This is a genomic window from Sphingomonas qomolangmaensis, assembly GCF_024496245.1.
In the GTDB taxonomy this organism is placed as follows: domain Bacteria; phylum Pseudomonadota; class Alphaproteobacteria; order Sphingomonadales; family Sphingomonadaceae; genus Sphingomonas; species Sphingomonas qomolangmaensis.
Genome location: NZ_CP101740.1, coordinates 3,394,170 through 3,410,531, shown reverse-complemented (window position 1 = coordinate 3,410,531; position 16,362 = coordinate 3,394,170). Strand labels below are relative to the sequence as shown.

Annotated in this window: 17 protein-coding genes; 11 read left to right on the top strand and 6 right to left on the bottom strand. The window is 66.8% G+C overall.

What is annotated here, in order from left to right; genetic code table 11:
• Nucleotides 1-6: 6 nt before the first annotated feature.
• Nucleotides 7-753, bottom strand: coding sequence for an esterase/lipase family protein (locus tag NMP03_RS16075; protein WP_256506504.1), 747 nt, complete (start codon nucleotides 751-753; stop codon nucleotides 7-9).
• Nucleotides 714-1,358, bottom strand: coding sequence for a TIGR02117 family protein (locus tag NMP03_RS16070; protein ID WP_256508152.1), 645 nt, complete (start codon nucleotides 1,356-1,358; stop codon nucleotides 714-716). Before NMP03_RS16070 ends, NMP03_RS16075 begins: the two co-directional genes overlap by 40 nt.
• A gap of 65 nt (nucleotides 1,359-1,423) precedes the next feature.
• Between NMP03_RS16070 and phhA the strand changes: the two genes are divergently transcribed.
• Entirely contained in the window at nucleotides 1,424-2,290 is an 867-nt protein-coding gene (phhA, locus tag NMP03_RS16065; RefSeq protein WP_256506503.1) for a phenylalanine 4-monooxygenase, read from the top strand.
• Between the two features lie 137 nt (nucleotides 2,291-2,427).
• Here the strand turns inward: phhA and NMP03_RS16060 are convergent, their stop codons facing one another.
• The 4 genes from NMP03_RS16060 to NMP03_RS16045 form a co-directional block, all read right to left on the bottom strand.
• Nucleotides 2,428-3,342 carry a 50S ribosomal protein L11 methyltransferase gene (locus NMP03_RS16060; protein ID WP_256506502.1) on the bottom strand — a complete coding sequence of 305 codons (915 nt, stop codon included), beginning with the start codon at nucleotides 3,340-3,342 and terminating at the stop codon, nucleotides 2,428-2,430.
• Entirely contained in the window at nucleotides 3,339-4,043 is a 705-nt protein-coding gene (locus tag NMP03_RS16055) for an SDR family NAD(P)-dependent oxidoreductase (RefSeq protein WP_256506501.1), read from the bottom strand. The genes NMP03_RS16060 and NMP03_RS16055 overlap by 4 nt, the downstream gene beginning before the upstream one ends.
• Before the next feature lie 161 nt (nucleotides 4,044-4,204).
• Entirely contained in the window at nucleotides 4,205-5,572 is a 1,368-nt protein-coding gene (locus NMP03_RS16050) for a methyl-accepting chemotaxis protein (protein WP_256506500.1), read from the bottom strand.
• Nucleotides 5,573-5,587: 15 nt separating this feature from the next.
• A complete protein-coding gene (locus NMP03_RS16045; protein WP_256508151.1) occupies nucleotides 5,588-6,931 on the bottom strand; it encodes a methyl-accepting chemotaxis protein in 1,344 nt (447 codons plus the stop codon).
• 248 nt (nucleotides 6,932-7,179) lie between these two features.
• Here NMP03_RS16045 and sdhC point away from each other — a divergent pair, with 248 nt between their 5' ends.
• The 10 genes from sdhC to sucD all read left to right on the top strand — a co-directional run bounded on the left by sdhC (nucleotide 7,180) and on the right by sucD (nucleotide 16,228).
• Nucleotides 7,180-7,527, top strand: a complete 348-nt coding sequence (gene sdhC / locus NMP03_RS16040; RefSeq protein WP_256506499.1) for a succinate dehydrogenase, cytochrome b556 subunit — start codon at nucleotides 7,180-7,182, stop codon at nucleotides 7,525-7,527.
• A 1-nt stretch (nucleotide 7,528) separates the two neighbouring features.
• Nucleotides 7,529-7,921: a succinate dehydrogenase, hydrophobic membrane anchor protein gene (sdhD, locus tag NMP03_RS16035; protein WP_256506498.1), complete on the top strand. Its 393-nt coding sequence runs from the start codon at nucleotides 7,529-7,531 to the stop codon at nucleotides 7,919-7,921.
• The gene (sdhA, locus tag NMP03_RS16030; protein ID WP_256506497.1) at nucleotides 7,918-9,720 is read left to right on the top strand and encodes a succinate dehydrogenase flavoprotein subunit; all 1,803 of its coding nucleotides are present in this window, start codon (nucleotides 7,918-7,920) and stop codon (nucleotides 9,718-9,720) included. The genes sdhD and sdhA overlap by 4 nt, the downstream gene beginning before the upstream one ends.
• Before the next feature lie 419 nt (nucleotides 9,721-10,139).
• Complete coding sequence (locus NMP03_RS16025; protein WP_256506496.1) at nucleotides 10,140-10,751, top strand: ATP-dependent Clp protease proteolytic subunit; 612 nt, start codon at nucleotides 10,140-10,142, stop codon at nucleotides 10,749-10,751.
• Nucleotides 10,752-10,869: 118 nt separating this feature from the next.
• Nucleotides 10,870-11,655: a succinate dehydrogenase iron-sulfur subunit gene (locus tag NMP03_RS16020; protein ID WP_256506495.1), complete on the top strand. Its 786-nt coding sequence runs from the start codon at nucleotides 10,870-10,872 to the stop codon at nucleotides 11,653-11,655.
• 243 nt (nucleotides 11,656-11,898) lie between these two features.
• Entirely contained in the window at nucleotides 11,899-12,369 is a 471-nt protein-coding gene (locus tag NMP03_RS16015) for a PaaI family thioesterase (RefSeq protein WP_256506494.1), read from the top strand.
• Complete coding sequence (gene zapE / locus NMP03_RS16010) at nucleotides 12,366-13,481, top strand: cell division protein ZapE (RefSeq protein WP_256506493.1); 1,116 nt, start codon at nucleotides 12,366-12,368, stop codon at nucleotides 13,479-13,481. The genes NMP03_RS16015 and zapE overlap by 4 nt, the downstream gene beginning before the upstream one ends.
• A gap of 179 nt (nucleotides 13,482-13,660) precedes the next feature.
• Nucleotides 13,661-14,623 (top strand): malate dehydrogenase, encoded by a 963-nt coding sequence (gene mdh / locus NMP03_RS16005; RefSeq protein WP_256506492.1) that lies wholly within the window; start codon nucleotides 13,661-13,663, stop codon nucleotides 14,621-14,623.
• Entirely contained in the window at nucleotides 14,620-15,273 is a 654-nt protein-coding gene (locus tag NMP03_RS16000; RefSeq protein WP_256506491.1) for a hypothetical protein, read from the top strand. Before mdh ends, NMP03_RS16000 begins: the two co-directional genes overlap by 4 nt.
• 67 nt (nucleotides 15,274-15,340) lie before the next feature.
• Nucleotides 15,341-16,228, top strand: coding sequence for a succinate--CoA ligase subunit alpha (sucD, locus tag NMP03_RS15995; RefSeq protein ID WP_256506490.1), 888 nt, complete (start codon nucleotides 15,341-15,343; stop codon nucleotides 16,226-16,228).
• The last annotated feature ends 134 nt before the right edge of the window (nucleotides 16,229-16,362 follow it).

Genomic DNA, 16,362 nt, shown 5'->3' with positions numbered 1-16,362 from the left:
TCCCTTTCAAGGAGGGGAGCTAATTCCGGGAGGGGAGATATCACCCCCCAACACCCCCGCCACCGCACGCAGCACCTGCGGATTATGCTGCACCCACACATGGCTGCTGCGCACCTCGATCGAGCGGCAGCGATCGTCGCGGCAGATCGCTCCGTTGACGAAGCCGTCGCTGGCGCTCCAGATCGCGGTGGTCGGCACCGGCGGATGCGCCGCGGCGAGCGCGGCGAACGCCACGACCTCGGGATCATCGACCCGGACGCCCGACAGCAGCTCGTACACCCGCCACACATTGGTCGCGCTCGGCGGTCCCGCAAAGGGCGAACTGATCGTCACCACTTCGCGCACCAGTTCGGGATGCCGATGCGCCGCGATCCGCGCCATGATCCCGCCGAGGCTAACCCCCACGAGCGTCACCGGTTCGCCGCCACCCATCGCCTCGATCGCCGCGAACAGCCGCTCGCCATCGGCACCGATCGCGCGCTGCCCGAAATTGCGGCCCAATCCCCAGCCCTCGGCACGATAGCCGAGCGCATTCAGATAGCGCCGCAGCACCAGGCTCGACCGGTCGCCGTTGAACAGCCCCGGCAGCAGCATCACCCGCCGCCCGTCGCCGCGCGGTGCGTCCATCAGCGCGCGCCGGGCAAAGGGCAATCCGCCGACCCCGATCACTGCGCGCGGCACTTCGGTGAGCAGCCGCAGCTTCGACGGCGGGCCTAGAGCCACCACATCACCGTCCGCGAAAACGGCGTCCACGCCCCCATCCGAACCCCTGCCGCGCGAAACGCCGCGCCGGTCCAGTCGTTGCAGGTATGCACCGCGTTGTAATGCCCGTTCGCGGGATAGAAGGCGTCGTAGGCCGCATAGCCGCGCACCGCCTGCCCTTCGGCGAAGCTGGCGCGCACGAACGCCACCAGCCGCGCGAATTCCTCCGGTCGTAGTCGAACCGCCTTCACCTGCGGCCCGCCACGCGGCTGCGCGATATGCTCGACATGCAGCACCGTCCGGTCGCTGCCGATCAGCGCGGCGGCCACCGTCGCGGGGCGGACATCGGCCCAGCTGGGCGTTTCGAGATAAAAGGCACGGTCGCCCCAGCCAACCACCAGCCATTCATGCGCGGCAAAGCGCGGATCGCCGATGTCCCCGGGCGCGACCAGCCCGTCGAGCGCGCCCTCCAGCATCGCCTTGGGAAAGGCGATACCGGTATGGACGCCATTGTCCTCGACGAAGACCTCAATGCCTTGCGCGGGCTCGCGCCACGCTGCGTTCGCCGGGATCGCGCCGCCGACCAGCCCCGCCATCCAATAGCCATAGCCGATCACCGCCAGCACCAGCAGCAGCGCCGCCACCGCGCCGCCCATTGCTCGCAAGCCGCGAGGTCGCACCCTATTTCTGTTCATACCACGCTCATGCTAGGGCCCCGTCCATGGTCGATCAAACCCACTTACTCGAAAAGCCGCCCGAGGGCGCATCCGCCGACTGGACCATCGCGCAAGGGTGGGACCGGTACACGCCCGAGGAACATGCGGTGTGGGACACGCTGTATGCGCGCCAGATCAAGCTGCTCCCCGGCCGCGCGTCGAAGGCGTATCTGCGCGGGCTCGACGCGCTCAAATTATCCGAAGGCGGCATCCCGCATTTCGACGAATTGTCCGAACGGCTGATGAAGCTCACCGGCTGGCAGGTCGTCGCGGTGCCGGGGTTGGTCCCCGACGACGTGTTCTTCGATCACATGGCCAACCGCCGCTTCGTCTCGGGCAATTTCATCCGCCGCCCCGACCAGCTCGATTATCTCGAAGAGCCCGATGTCTTTCACGACGTGTTCGGCCATGTGCCGATGCTCGCCGATCCGGTGTTCGCCGACTATCTCGAAGCCTATGGCCGCGGCGGCCTGCGCGCGCTCGAGCTCGGCGCGCTCAAGCAGCTGTCGCGGCTCTATTGGTACACCGTCGAATTCGGGCTGGTGCGCGAGGATGGCGATCTGCGGATCTATGGCTCGGGGATCGTCTCGTCCTCGGCCGAGAGCGTCTTCGCGCTCGACGATCCCAGCCCCAACCGGATCGGCTTCGATCTGCGCCGGGTGATGCGCACCGACTATCGGATCGACGATTTCCAGCAGAATTACTTCGTCATCCCCAGCTTCGACGAATTGCTGCGGCTGACGATCGAAACCGATTTCGCGCCGCTGTACGACGAAATCCTCCCGCTGCCCGCGATCCCGGTGGCGCAGATCGTCGAGGGCGACGAGGTGATCCACCACGGCACCCAGGCCTATGCGATGCGCAAGCGGTAAACCCTCCCCCTTCAGGGGGGGGTGGCAGCCTGCAAGGCTGACGGAGGGGGCCTCGCCACAAGCGCCACGCCCGTTACCGCCCCCTCCACCACCGCTGCGCGGCGGTCCCCCTCCCCCTGGCGGGGGAGGATTATGGTTTACCGAATCGCGCGCCGCACCATCCGCAGCGTAGGCCAGTCGCCCAGCGTCACCTTCCCCGCCAGCCGCAGCCCGTGCCGGCGATAGGCCTGCGCTACCGCCGACGCCTGCCGCTCGAGCAGCCCCGCCAGCACCACCGTCCCGCCCGGCGCCACCGCCGCCGCGATCACCGGGGCGAGATCGATCAACGGCGCCGCGATGATGTTCGCCAGCACCAGGTCATAGGGCGCGCGCCGCTCGATGATGTCGTGCGCCATCCCCGGCGCCACCGCGAGCGTCAGCTGCCCCGGCCCTACCCCCAGCTTCACGCCGTTGGCGGCGGCATTCTCGCGCGTCACGTCGATCGAGATCGGATCGATGTCCGACGCGGTTGCACGCGCATTGGGCCACAAATGCATGCCGGCAAACGCCAGCAGCCCGGTGCCGGTGCCGACATCGACCAGGTTGCGTACCACCGCGCCGCGCTTGCGCATCGCCTCGAGCGTCAGCAGGCAGCCGGTGGTCGTCTCATGATGCCCGGTGCCGAACGCCAGCCCCGCCTCGATATGGAAGGCGCGCAAGCCCGGCGGCACCTTGCCGCGATTGGCGCTGGTGTGGACATAGAATCGCCCCGCCACCACCGGATCGAGCCCCGCCTGGCTCAGCGTCACCCAATCGGCCTCGATGATCCGCTCGGGTGCGGCCTTGGTCGCCGCCGCGCTCGGCACCAGCCGGCGCAGCACCGCGATCTCGCGCGCGCCGGGCTTGTCCTGGAAATAGGCCTCGATCACCCAATCCTCGACATCGTCCTCGGTCAGCTCGCGGGTCATCAGCACCGGCGGCGCGCCGAACTCGGCAAAGGCCTCGCCCTCGGGATCGATTGCCTCGGCCTCGGCGCGGGTGCACGGCAGCGTGATCTTCCAGCTATCGCTCATCGCACATAGCTCGCGCCATTGGCGTCGAGCACCGCGCCGGTCATCGATGCCGGTGCCTCGAGCGCGCAGAAGCGCGCCATCGTCGCGATCTCGGCCGGGTCGGCGACGCGGCCGAGCGGAATGTCGGCGAGCAGCTTGTCGCCGCCGCGGCTCTCGAGATAATCCTCGGCCATCCCGGTCATCGTGAAGCCCGGGCAGATCGCGAACGCCAGGATGCCTTCGCGCGCATAGCCGCGGGCGATCGTCTTGGTCATCCCGACCATCCCAGCCTTCGACGCGGCATAATGCCAGTGCGCGGGGCTGTCACCGCGATAGGCGGCGCGGCTGGCGATGTTGACGATCCGCCCCTCGCGCCCGCTCTGCTGCCAATGGCGCACCGCCAGCCGGCACAATTCGGCGCTGGCGGTCAGGTTGATCCGCATCGTCCGCTCCCACGCGGCGACCCAATCGGCGTGATCGGCGTCGAGCGGCGAATCCTCGAACACGCCGGCATTGTTCACCAGCACGTCGATCCGCCCGTCGAGGCTATCGAGCGCACGCGCCCAAAGATCGGCGGGGGCGGCGGGATCGGCGAAGTCGGCGGCAAGCGCGCCGCGGGTCGATTGGCAGGCGGCGCGGACGCCGGGGTCGGCATCGAACGCAGCGGCGATCGCCGCACCGATGCCCCGGCTCGCGCCGGTGAGCAGGATGTGAGTGGTCATGCGACGCCGCTTAGGGGGAAATGGCGGAAGGGGAAACTCCCCTGCTTCTCCCCTCCCTGAAAGGGAGGGGCCGGGGGTGGGTCGGCTCGTTGCAGGGCGCTTGCGTTCCTTCGCAGACCGACCCATCCCCAACCCCTCCCTGCCAGGGCGGGGGAGCAACGCTACGCCGCGACCGAACTCGAAAACGCGTCTGCGGCGCCCTTCAGCGTCACCAGCCGCTCGTTCGCCGCGGCGACCTCGGTTTCGAGCCGGTCGATCTCGCCGGTCACCTGTTCGGTATCGTGGCGGATCGCCTCGATCGTCAGCGACGACGAATCGGCGGCCATCGCGGTCTCGTCGATCGCCGCGGTGATCGCGGTCACCGTCTGCGCCTGCGCCTCCATCGCCAGCCGGATCCGGCTCGCGCTGTCGCGCACTTCGGCCACCGTCGCGCGGATCGACGCGCTGCTGTCGACCGTCGATCGTGTCGCCGATTGGATCGCGGCGATCTTGCACGCGATGTCGTCGGTCGCGCGCGCGGTTTGGTTCGCCAGGCTCTTCACTTCCTGCGCAACCACCGCGAAGCCGCGCCCCGCATCACCCGCGCGCGCCGCCTCGATCGTCGCATTGAGCGCCAACAAATTTGTCTGGCCCGCAATCTCGCGGATCAGCCCCAGGATCGATTCGATCGATTTGGTGTGATCGGACAAGGCGCCCGACGTCTCGACCGCGGCGCTCGCCTGCACCGATGCGCGGCTGGCGATTTCGCCCGCGGCATCGACCTCGAAGCGCGCATCCTCGATCGCGCTGATCAGCCCGGCGGCGGTTTCGGCGGCCTCGCGCATCGCCATCGCCGATTGCTCGGCGGCGGCGGCGACTTCGCTCGCCTTGCCCAGCATCCCGCGCGCCGACGCCGCGGTCGATACCGCTTGCGCACGGATGCGGTCGCCCGCCGCCGATGCCTCGGCGATCGATTCGGCGATCCCATCACGGAACTGCGCGGCATTGGCCTGGCGCATCGCACGCCCCTGCCGCGCGTCGCTCAAGCCCAGATGCGTCGCCATGATGTCGGCCTCGATCAGCGCCAGCCGCTGGACGACGTCGCCCAGCCGCCGCATCCGCGCGACATCGTCCCCCACCTTCGCCTCCAGCCGGCACAGCGTGTCGCTGTGCGCGAACGCCAGCGCCGATAGCAAGGCGGGCAGCGGGATCCCCACCGCCTGCGATTCATCGGCATGCAGCCGCGCGATCGTCACCCATTCGTCGCCGGTAGGATCGGCATATTTGATATGCGCGTAATGCGCGCTTCGCCGGCGCTGCGCGTCGATCCGCGGACCGGCGGTTCGGTCGCGAATATGCGCCGACGCCGGCAGCGCCAGATAATGCTGCCAGAATGCCTGCGAAATCGCGTCATATTCACCCGCAAGCAGCTCGGCCACCTCGTGCGCGGTCGGTATTACGATGCCGTCCCAGTCATATTCGCGCAGCCGCTCCGCGATCCCGCGATCGGTGCCGCTCCAGCGGCCCAGCGCCTGTTCGTTCCTTGCCATCCAACGTCCTCTCCATCAGGCCGCGACCTTGGCCACAAATTCGCCGGCGCTGTTTTTCAGCGTCCCCAATTGTTCGTCCAACACCGCAAACCCCAGCCCGACCTGGTCGATGCCTTCGGCGACGGTTTCGGTTTCCTCGCGGATCGTCGCGATCGTCGTCGACATCGTGTCGGCGGCCAGCGCGGTCTCGTCGACCGCGGCGGTGATCGCGGTCACCGTTTGCGCCTGCGCTTCCATCGCGTGGCGGATTCGCTCGGCCGATTGCCGAACCTCGGAAACGGTCGAGCGGATCGACACGCTGGTGTCGACCGTCGATCGCGTCGCCGACTGGATCGCCGCGATCTTGTAGGCGATGTCGTCGGTCGCGCGCGCGGTCTGGTTGGCCAGGCTCTTCACCTCCTGCGCCACCACCGCAAAGCCGCGCCCGGCATCGCCAGCACGCGCCGCCTCGATCGTCGCATTCAGCGCGAGCAAATTGGTCTGCCCGGCGATTTCGCGGATCAGCCCCAGGATCGATTCGATCGACTTGGCATGGTCCGACAGCACCCCCGATGTCTCGACCGCGGCACCCGCCTGCGCCGATGCGCGCGTCGCGATCTCGGTCGCCACCTCGACTTCGGTGCGCGCATCCTCGATCGCGCGGATCAGCCCGCCCGCGGTTTCGGCAGCTTCGCGCATCGCGACCGCCGATTGTTCGGCGGCGGCGGCAACTTCGCTCGCCTTGCCCAGCATCCCGCGCGCCGCCGCCGACGTATCCATCGCCTGCGAGCGCAATGCTTCGCCCTCGCGCGATGCCTGTTCCAGGCTCGCGCCGATCTTCGAGCGGAACTCGCCCGCCAGCCGCTCGCGCGCGCGGTCGTTTCCGTGCTCGACATGCGCACGATACATCGCGACGGTGATTTCGATCTCCATCGCCGACAGCCGCATCAGCGTGTCGATACCCGCGGCCAGCTGCGGATCATCGGCGGGCATCGCCGCCAAGAGGAAGCCGAGCGCGACGCGGTCCGACGCGGTGATCATCGACACCAGCGCCATCGGCGGCACGTCGGCGGCATAAGCGGCGGCGACCGATCGTTCGATCGATTCGATCCAGGCCTGTCCCTGCGAATCGAGGAAGCGATTGCGCAGGAAGACGACGCCCGCGTCGATCATCGCGTCGCCCTCCACCGGCGCCCAGTCGCCATGATCGGCGAAGGATCGCTGCCAGTGGCGCCAATATTCGCCCGCGATCGCGCGCGCATTGGGTTCAAGCACCGCCCACACCCCGCGTGCGGACCCCGCCATCGTACCGTCGGGATCGAACAGCCGCATCCGCCGCGCCAGTTCTACCTGCGCGCTCAATGCCCCCGGCTCGGGCATTTCCTTGTGCTTGTCGTTCACAAATGCAGCCCCCGCTCGCTGTTTTACCTGTGCGTTCCCCGCGCAACTCGGATCGTTGCTACGCCGCCATCCGTTAAGAGTGGGTTAGCCACGGTCGAGATGCCGTCTTGCAACATGGTCATCGCGGCTTCATTAGCGCTGCCAAGCAAAAGGAGCCCGCCTTGGCCACAAGATCCACGAACCGCCCGCTTTCTCCGCATCTGTCGATCTGGAAATGGGGCCCGCACATGCTGGTCTCGATCCTGCACCGCGCGACGGGTAGCGGGCTGGCACTCGTCGGCACCGTGCTGCTGGTCGGCTGGCTCGCCGCCGCTGCGGCGGGCGAGGCGAGCTATGCCGCCTTCATGGACTGGTTCACGCTCGCCGATGGCCGCACCAACATCGTCGGTTACGTGCTTGGCATCGGGCTCACCTGGTCGCTGTTCCAGCATATCGCCAATGGCGTGCGCCATCTGTTCATGGATGCCGGCGCCAATTTCGAACTCCATCGCAACAAGGCAAGCGCCAAGGCGACGATGGTAGTCTCGGTCCTGGCGACGCTGGCGCTGTGGGCCTATCTGATCATGGGGAAGTAAGATGGCATCGGGAACGAGCATCGGTCGCGTCCGGGGCCTTGGCTCCGCCAAGGAAGGCACGCATCACTGGTGGCACCAGCGGGTTACCGCGGGCAGCAATCTGGCCCTAATGCTGTGGTTCATCGCGTCGCTCGCGCTACTACCTCAGCTCGATCATGCGACGGTATCGGCGTGGCTGGGTTCGCCCTGGGCCGCGATCCCGATGTTGTTGCTGGTCTTCAGCGTCTTCTATCATTTCCGCCTGGGGCTCCAGGTGGTGATCGAGGACTATAGCCATGCCGAAACGCGCGTGGTGCTGATGGTGCTGCTGAATTTCTTCACGATCGGCATGGGGGCGATCGCGATTTTCTCGATCCTCAAGCTGGCGTTCGCCGCCGGAGCAGTTTCCGCATGACCGAAGCCTATAAGATCATCGACCATACCTATGACGCCGTCGTCGTCGGCGCCGGCGGCTCGGGCCTTCGCGCCACGATGGGCATCGCCGAGGCGGGTCTGAAGACCGCCTGCATCACCAAGGTGTTCCCGACGCGCAGCCACACCGTCGCGGCACAGGGCGGCATCGCCGCGTCGCTCGGCAACATGGGTCCCGATCACTGGACCTGGCACATGTACGACACCGTCAAGGGGTCGGACTGGCTGGGCGACCAGGACGCGATCGAATATCTCTGCCGCGAAGCGCCGCAGGCGGTGTACGAGCTCGAACATGCCGGCGTGCCGTTCAGCCGCACGGCCGAGGGCAAGATCTACCAGCGCCCCTTCGGCGGCATGATGCAGAATATGGGCGAAGGCCCGCCCGCGCAGCGCACCTGTGCCGCCGCCGACCGCACCGGGCACGCGATGCTCCATGCGCTGTACCAGCAGAGCCTGAAGTACGACGCCGACTTCTTCGTCGAATATTTCGCGCTCGACCTGATCATGGAAAATGGCGAGTGCCGCGGCGTGATCGCGTTGTGCATGGACGATGGCTCGATCCATCGCTTCCGCGCGCATTCGGTGGTGCTGGCGACCGGCGGCTATGGCCGCGTGTACCAGTCGGCGACCTCGGCGCACACCTGCACCGGCGACGGCAACGCGATGGTGCTGCGCGCCGGCCTGCCGCTGCAGGACATGGAGTTCGTCCAGTTCCACCCGACCGGCATCTACGGCGCGGGCGTGCTCATTACCGAGGGCGCGCGCGGTGAAGGCGGCTACCTGACCAATTCGGAGGGCGAGCGCTTCATGGAGCGCTATGCTCCCTCGGCCAAGGACCTGGCGTCGCGCGACGTCGTGTCGCGGTCGATGGCGATGGAAATCCGCGAAGGGCGCGGCGTCGGCAAGGAGGGCGATCACATCTTCCTCCATCTCGACCATATCGATCCCGCGGTGCTCGCCGAGCGGCTGCCTGGCATCACCGAGACGGGCAAGATCTTCGCCGGTGTCGACCTGACGCGCCAGCCGCTGCCGGTGGTGCCGACCGTCCATTATAATATGGGCGGCATCCCGACCAATTATCACGGCGAAGTCGTCCGTCCCAAGGACGGTAACCCCGATTCGGTCGTCCCAGGCCTCTATGCCGTGGGCGAAGCCGCTTGCGTGTCGGTCCACGGCGCCAACCGCCTGGGCTCGAACAGCCTCATCGACCTAGTGGTTTTCGGCCGCGCAACGGGCCTGCGGATCAAAGAAACGCTCAAGCCCGGCACCTCGCACGCCGCGCTGCCCAAGGATTCGGCCGATCTGGCGCTCGGTCGTCTCGACCATTTCCGCAATGCGAAGGGTTCGACCCCGACCGCAGTGCTGCGTTCGGACATGCAGAAGACGATGCAGCGCCACGCCGCGGTCTTCCGCACCGACGAGCTGATGACCGAAGGCGTCGCCAAGATGGATGCGATCTATGCGGGGCTGCAGGACGTCAGCGTCACCGATCGCTCGCTGATCTGGAACACCGATCTGGTCGAGACGCTCGAACTCGACAATCTGATGGGCCAGGCGCTGGTGACGATCCGTTCGGCGCTCAACCGCAAGGAAAGCCGCGGCGCCCACATGCACGAGGACTTCCCCGAGCGCCACGACGCCGAATGGATGAAGCACACCGTCGCCAGCTTCGATGGCTGGGGCGGCAAGAGCGGCACCACCGCGATCGAATATCGCCCGGTGCACGAATACACGCTCACCGACGACATCGAGTATATCAAGCCCAAGAAGCGGGTATATTGATCCTGCCAAAGCCTGCTGCCCACCAAAATCTTGGCCCGGGCAGCAGGCTTCGGACTGCCCACCGTAATCCATAAAGGCCGCTTGCCAGCACGGTCCGAACGGTGCGTCGGTCGCGCCAAGAACGATCAGAACAGCGAGAGATACGCGTCGCCGCACATCCGGCTGAGCGCTGCGCCTTCGCGCCAACCTACACCACTCTTTCGATGTGCCCGGAACCATCGGCGCGCATCGCGGTTCGGGAGGCGATGGAAGCCGGGAATACCGACGCCATCGTGTACGCCGTCCTCACGGCGCTGGGCGCTACCGGCGTCGGCGTCGTGCTGTGGGCGCTGCTTTTCGATTCCCCGCGACGACGTGCGAGAGGCGCGTCGTTGCGCCATTTCGCCATCCCATCGGCGCCCGAACCCAAAGGGGATTCCATGACCGACCAGACCCAGCCCGCCGCCACGCCTTACACTGCCCATCGCCGCGGCGACATCAACGACTATCCACTGCTCGCCAGCCCGCACATCACCCTTAGCGGCCCGGTCGATCACGACATGTACGCGCGGTTCCGCGACGGCCTGGCCAACGCGCCCAAGGACACCGCCACCGTCATCACCATCTCGACGCTGGGCGGCGATCCCGAGGTCGCGCGGCTGATGGGCGACGACATCCGCCTGCTCCGCGAATTCGAAGGCCGCGAGTTCCTGTTCCTCGGCAAGGTCGCGGTCTATTCGGCGGGCGCCACCTTCATGTCGGCCTTCCCGGTCGACAAGCGCTTCCTGACGCGCGGCACGCGGATCATGATCCACGAGCGGATCATGAACAAGACGATCGAGATCGCCGGCCCGCTCAAGACCTGCATCGCCAACCTGAAGGCCAATCTGCACGAGATCGAGCATTCGATCCTGATCGAGGAAGAGGGCTTCCGCGCGATCGTCGAGGGATCGAAGGTACCGATCGAGGACCTGGTCAAGCGCGCGCCCGAAAATTGGTACATCGAGGCCGACGAAGCGCGCGATCTGGGGCTGGTGCTCGACGTCGTGTGATGCTGCCCACGGCCGACATGCGGTATTTGCGTATGTCGACCGGTCATGTATCTGACCGCCAAGCTTGAACGAGGGGGGCCGCACCCCACTTCGTCAGGAACCTAGGAACGAGAGCATCATGGCCACTTTTACCCTGCCGAAGAACAGCGTCATCAAGAAGGAAGGCAAGGTCCACAAGGCCGCCGCCGACGCCAAGCGGGTGAAGAAGCTCAAAATCTATCGCTACGATCCCGATTCGGGCGAGAACCCGCGCTACGACACGTTCGAGGTCGATCTCGACGATTGCGGCCCGATGGTCCTCGACGCGCTGATCAAGGTGAAGGCCGAGGCCGATCCCAGCCTCACCTTCCGCCGCTCGTGCCGCGAGGGGATTTGCGGGTCGTGCTCGATGAACATCGACGGCACCAACACGCTGGCCTGCACCAAGGCGATCGAGGACGTGAAGGGCGATATCCGCATCACCCCGCTGCCGCACATGGACGTGATCAAGGACTTGGTGCCTGATTTCACCCACTTCTACGCGCAATATTCGTCGATCAAGCCCTGGCTGCAAACCGTCACTCCGCCGCCCTCGGGTAAGGAGCGGCTCCAGTCGCCCGAGGATCGCAGCAAGCTCGACGGCCTGTACGAGTGCATCCTGTGCGCCTGCTGCTCGACCGCGTGCCCGAGCTATTGGTGGAACAGCGACAAGTTCCTGGGGCCGGCGATCCTGCTCCAAGCCTATCGCTGGCTCGCCGACAGCCGCGACGAGATGACCGGCGAGCGGCTCGACGAGCTCGAGGATCCGTTCCGCCTGTATCGCTGCCACACGATCATGAACTGCGCGAACGTCTGCCCCAAGGGCCTGAACCCCGCCAAGGCGATCGCCGAGATCAAGAAGATGGAAGCCGAACGCGTAGTGTGATGCTGCGTAAATCCTCCCCCGCCAGGGGGAGGTGGCGGGCGCGCTAGCGCCCGTCGGAGGGGGCGGATGGGAGGACGCTGCTTAGTGCAGGTTCCGACGGCTTCGCCTCCTCCCCCTCCGTCAGCCTTCGGCTGCCACCTCCCCCTTGCGGGGGAGGATAACGGGGGCCCACTTGGCCCGCAGCCCCCTACCCGCTATCCCGCTCGCCACGCAGCGCACCCGCCGCGCACGAACGGACCCCGATTGGCTGACTCCCCCTCCCCCCATTTCCGCTATTTCGCCGATCCCGATTTGCCCGGCTGGCACCGCTGGGAAATGATGGACGACACCCGCTTCAACGCCAGCCTTGCGCCCATCTCGACCCGCGTCGACGGCGCGATCGCACGCGTGCGGATGGTGCCGCAGCGGCGGCATTCGAACCTGCGCGACCATGTCCATGGCGGTGCGCTGCTCGGCTTCATCGACGTTGCGGTGTTCGCCGCGGCGCGCGCGTTCGGGGTAATGGGCGAAGGCGGCGCCTCGACCGTCGACCTGTCGACCCAGTTTATCGCCGGCGCCGATTCGACCCACCCGATCGAAGCGCATGTCGAGATGCTGCGCGAAACCGGTCGGTTGTTCTTCGTGCGCGGGCTGGTGGTGCAGGGCGACGACAGCGACTGGACGACGATCGCCAGCTTCGCCTGCACCGCGCGCAAGGGGAGCATCCGCGCATGACCCAGGTGCTCGCCGCCTATGAAGCGCTGATCGCCGCGGGCGAATTGAAGCGCGATCCCGACCAGGCCGCCGCTGCTGCGCGGCTCGACACGCTCGCGACCGAACTCTCGGCCACCCCCAAGCGCGGCAGCGTGTTGTGGCGGATGCTCGGTCGTGCCCCCGAACCGCCCAAGGGCGTCTACCTGTGGGGCGGCGTCGGGCGCGGCAAATCGATGTTGATGGACCTGTTCTACGATCACGTCCCCGTCCGCCGCAAACGCCGCGTCCACTTCCACGCCTTCATGCAGGAGGTGCATGCGCGCATCCATGCCGAGCGCGCCAAGGAAAGCGGCGACCCGATCGCGCCGGTCGCCGCCGCCCTCGTCGGCGAAACCCGGCTGCTCGCGTTCGACGAGATGGTCATCAACAATTCGGCCGACGCGATGGTGCTCTCGCGGCTGTTCACCGCGATGATGGAGCGCGGCCTCACCGTCGTCGCCACCTCGAACCGCCCGCCCGCCGATCTTTACAAGGACGGCCTCAACCGCGAGCATTTCCTGCCCTTCATCGATCTGATCGAAGCGCGGATGGACGTGCGACCACTCAACGGTCCGACCGATTATCGCCGCGACCGGTTGGGGCGGATGGACACCTGGCTCACCCCCAACGGCACCCAGACGACCCAAGCGCTGTCGGCGGCGTTCTTCCGCCTCACCGACTTCGCGGTCGAGGATCGCGCGCATGTCCCCACCTGCGAGGTCGAGATCGGCGACACCCGCACCATGCACGTCCCCAAATGCCTGAAAGGGGTGGGCGTGTTCAGCTTCAAGCGGCTGTGCGGCGAGGCGCGCGGTGCTCCCGACTATCTGGCGATCGCGCGCAAGTTCCACACCGTCATCATCGTCGGCATCCCCCGGCTCGGCCCCGAGAACCGCAACGAGGCCGCGCGCTTCGTCACGCTGATCGACGCGCTGTACGAACTGAAGGTCAAGCTGCTCGCGGGCGCCGATGCCGAGCCCGACGATCTGTATACCAGGGGCGACGGCGCGTTCGAGTTCGAACGCACCGCGAGCCGACTGAACGAAATGCGTTCCGAGGCGTATATGGAGCTCGGCCACGGCGCGTCCGAATAGCCCGGCGCGTCCTGATACCGCTCCATCGCACATTATTGCACATCATTCGCAAGTGCAAAGAAACCCGTAACCCGCGCAGTTTGGCGGTTGCTCCATCACGGCAAACCCGGTAGGCGAGGGCCCAATGCGATTTCGCCCTGCGAATTCGTGAAATTGAACGACGGACGAGGGAGACCCTGATGGCTCGCAAGAAGATAGCGCTGATTGGCGCCGGCATGATCGGCGGCACGCTCGCCCATCTCGCCGCCATGAAGGAACTGGGCGACATCGTCCTGTTCGACGTCGCCGAGGGGCTGCCGCAGGGCAAGGCACTCGACCTGTCGCAGTCGAGCCCGGTCGAGGGTTTCGATTCTAAGCTCAAGGGCGCGAACTCGTACGAGGACATCACCGACGCCGATGTCTGCATCGTCACCGCCGGAATCGCGCGCAAGCCCGGCATGAGCCGCGACGATCTGCTCAAGACCAATCTCGGCGTGATGAAGGCGGTCGGCGAGGGCATCGCCGCGCACGCACCCAACAGTTTCGTCATCTGCATCACCAACCCCCTCGACGCGATGGTATGGGCGCTGCGCGAATTCAGCGGCCTGCCGCACCAGAAGGTCGTCGGCATGGCCGGCGTGCTAGACAGCGCGCGCTTCCAGCATTTCCTCGCCGAGGAATTCGACGTGTCGGTGCAGGACGTCACCGCCTTCGTACTCGGCGGCCATGGCGACACGATGGTGCCGGTGATCGAATATTCGACTGTCGCGGGCATCCCGATCCCCGATCTCATCAAGATGGGCTGGTCGACGCAGGAGCGGATCGACGCGATCGTCCAGCGTACCCGCTCGGGCGGCGGCGAAATCGTCGGCCTGCTCAAGACCGGCAGCGCCTATTATGCGCCCGCTTCGTCGGCGATCGCGATGGCCGAGAGCTTCCTGAAGGACAAGAAGCGCCTGCTGCCCTGCGCCGCACACCTGACCGGCCAGTACGGCGTCGACAATCTCTATGTCGGCGTGCCGATCGTGATCGGTGCCAATGGCGTCGAGCGCATCGTCGAAATCGAACTCAACGAAACCGCACGTGCCAATTTCGACGTGTCTGTCGAAGCCGTGAAGGAGCTGGTCGTCGCATGCAAGGGCATCGAACCCGCGCTCGCTTGACCGTATCGACGTCGCGCCGCTTCTGCGGCGCGGCAGCGATCGTGATGGCGCTGGCTGCCGGCTCGCTCCGCCCTCTGGGCGCGGCGAGGGCGCAGGGCGTGGCGACTCCCGCCGCCGCCTATCCGGCGAAACCGGTGCTCGACGCCTTCCGCGCCACCTGCTCGAACCTGCGCGATCTCACCGGCACCGAGCGCCGGGCGACCGCCACGGGCTGGACCAAGCTCGCCGATTCCGCCGCCACCCCGCTCGCCGGGCTGATGCGTTTCAGCGAGACCGCTGCTGCCGATTTTGTCAAGAAAGGCGGCGGTACGATGCGCCCTTCATCGATGTTCAAGCGCGAGATCGCGGGTGAGCTGGTGTATCTGGTGCTGTCGGGGGTCACGCTCGAAGGGCGCACCGTCAATGGTTGCCGCCTCTACGACGCCGACGAACCGCGCCGCATCGCCCCGGCCACCGTCACCGCCTGGATCGGCCGCGAACCGGTCCAATCGGTCGACCAGCCCGCGCTCGCGCGTACCACCTGGGAACCCGGCATGGCCAAGGGTCAGGACAGTTTCGAACTCTCGTTCATCGCCACCGCCAGCCCGATGCTCGGGGTGCCGCAGGTGGCCGGCATCGCGCTCAAGGCCGATCAGTTGATCGACGCATGATATTCTCGCTTTTGCACACGCGCTTCGGCGCGGCCCGTTTTTCCGCTGTATTGAAGGAAACCTACCCTTGAGCATTCTCGTCAACAGGAACACCAAGGTCATCACCCAGGGGATGACCGGCGAAACCGGCACCTTCCACACCCAGCAGGCGCTCGCCTATGGCACGCAGATGGTCGGCGGCGTCACCCCCGGCAAGGGCGGCACGACGCACATCGACCTGCCGGTGTTCGACACCGTCGCCGAGGCAGTCGCCCGCACCGGCGCGACCGCCAGCGTGATCTATGTCCCGCCCCCCTTCGCGGCGGATTCGATCCTCGAGGCGATCGACGCCGAAGTCCCGCTGATCGTGACGATCACCGAAGGCATCCCGGTGCTCGACATGGTCAAGGTCAAGCGCGCGCTGTCGGGATCGAAGTCGCGACTGATCGGCCCGAACTGCCCCGGCGTGCTGACGCCGGGCGAGTGCAAGATCGGCATCATGCCGGGCAGCATCTTCTCCAAGGGCAGCGTCGGCGTCGTCTCGCGCTCGGGCACGCTCACTTATGAGGCGGTGTTCCAGACCACCAACGCCGGGCTCGGCCAGACCACCGCGGTCGGCATCGGCGGCGATCCGGTCAACGGCACCAACTTCATCGACGTACTCGAGATGTTCCTGGCCGATGACGAGACCAAGTCGATCATCATGATCGGCGAGATCGGCGGATCGGCCGAAGAGGAAGCCGCGCAGTTCCTACGCGACGAAGCCAAGCGCGGCCGCAGCAAGCCGATGGCCGGCTTCATCGCCGGTCGCACCGCGCCTCCGGGTCGCCGCATGGGCCATGCCGGCGCGATCGTCTCGGGCGGCCAAGGCGGCGCCGAAGACAAGATAGCGGCGATGGAAGCCGCCGGCATCAAGGTCGCGGCGAGCCCCAGCGAACTGGGCTCGACGCTGGCCGAGGTGTTGAAGAACCACTGACCCTGTCCCCTGTATAGGGGAGAGGATACCGCAGCTTGCCAGCTTGCTGGCTAGCGCAGGTTGGAGAGGGGTTGAGCGAGCCGCAAGGCTCGCGCGGTCGCAAGTGCGACCGCAACCCCTCACCCAGCTACGAC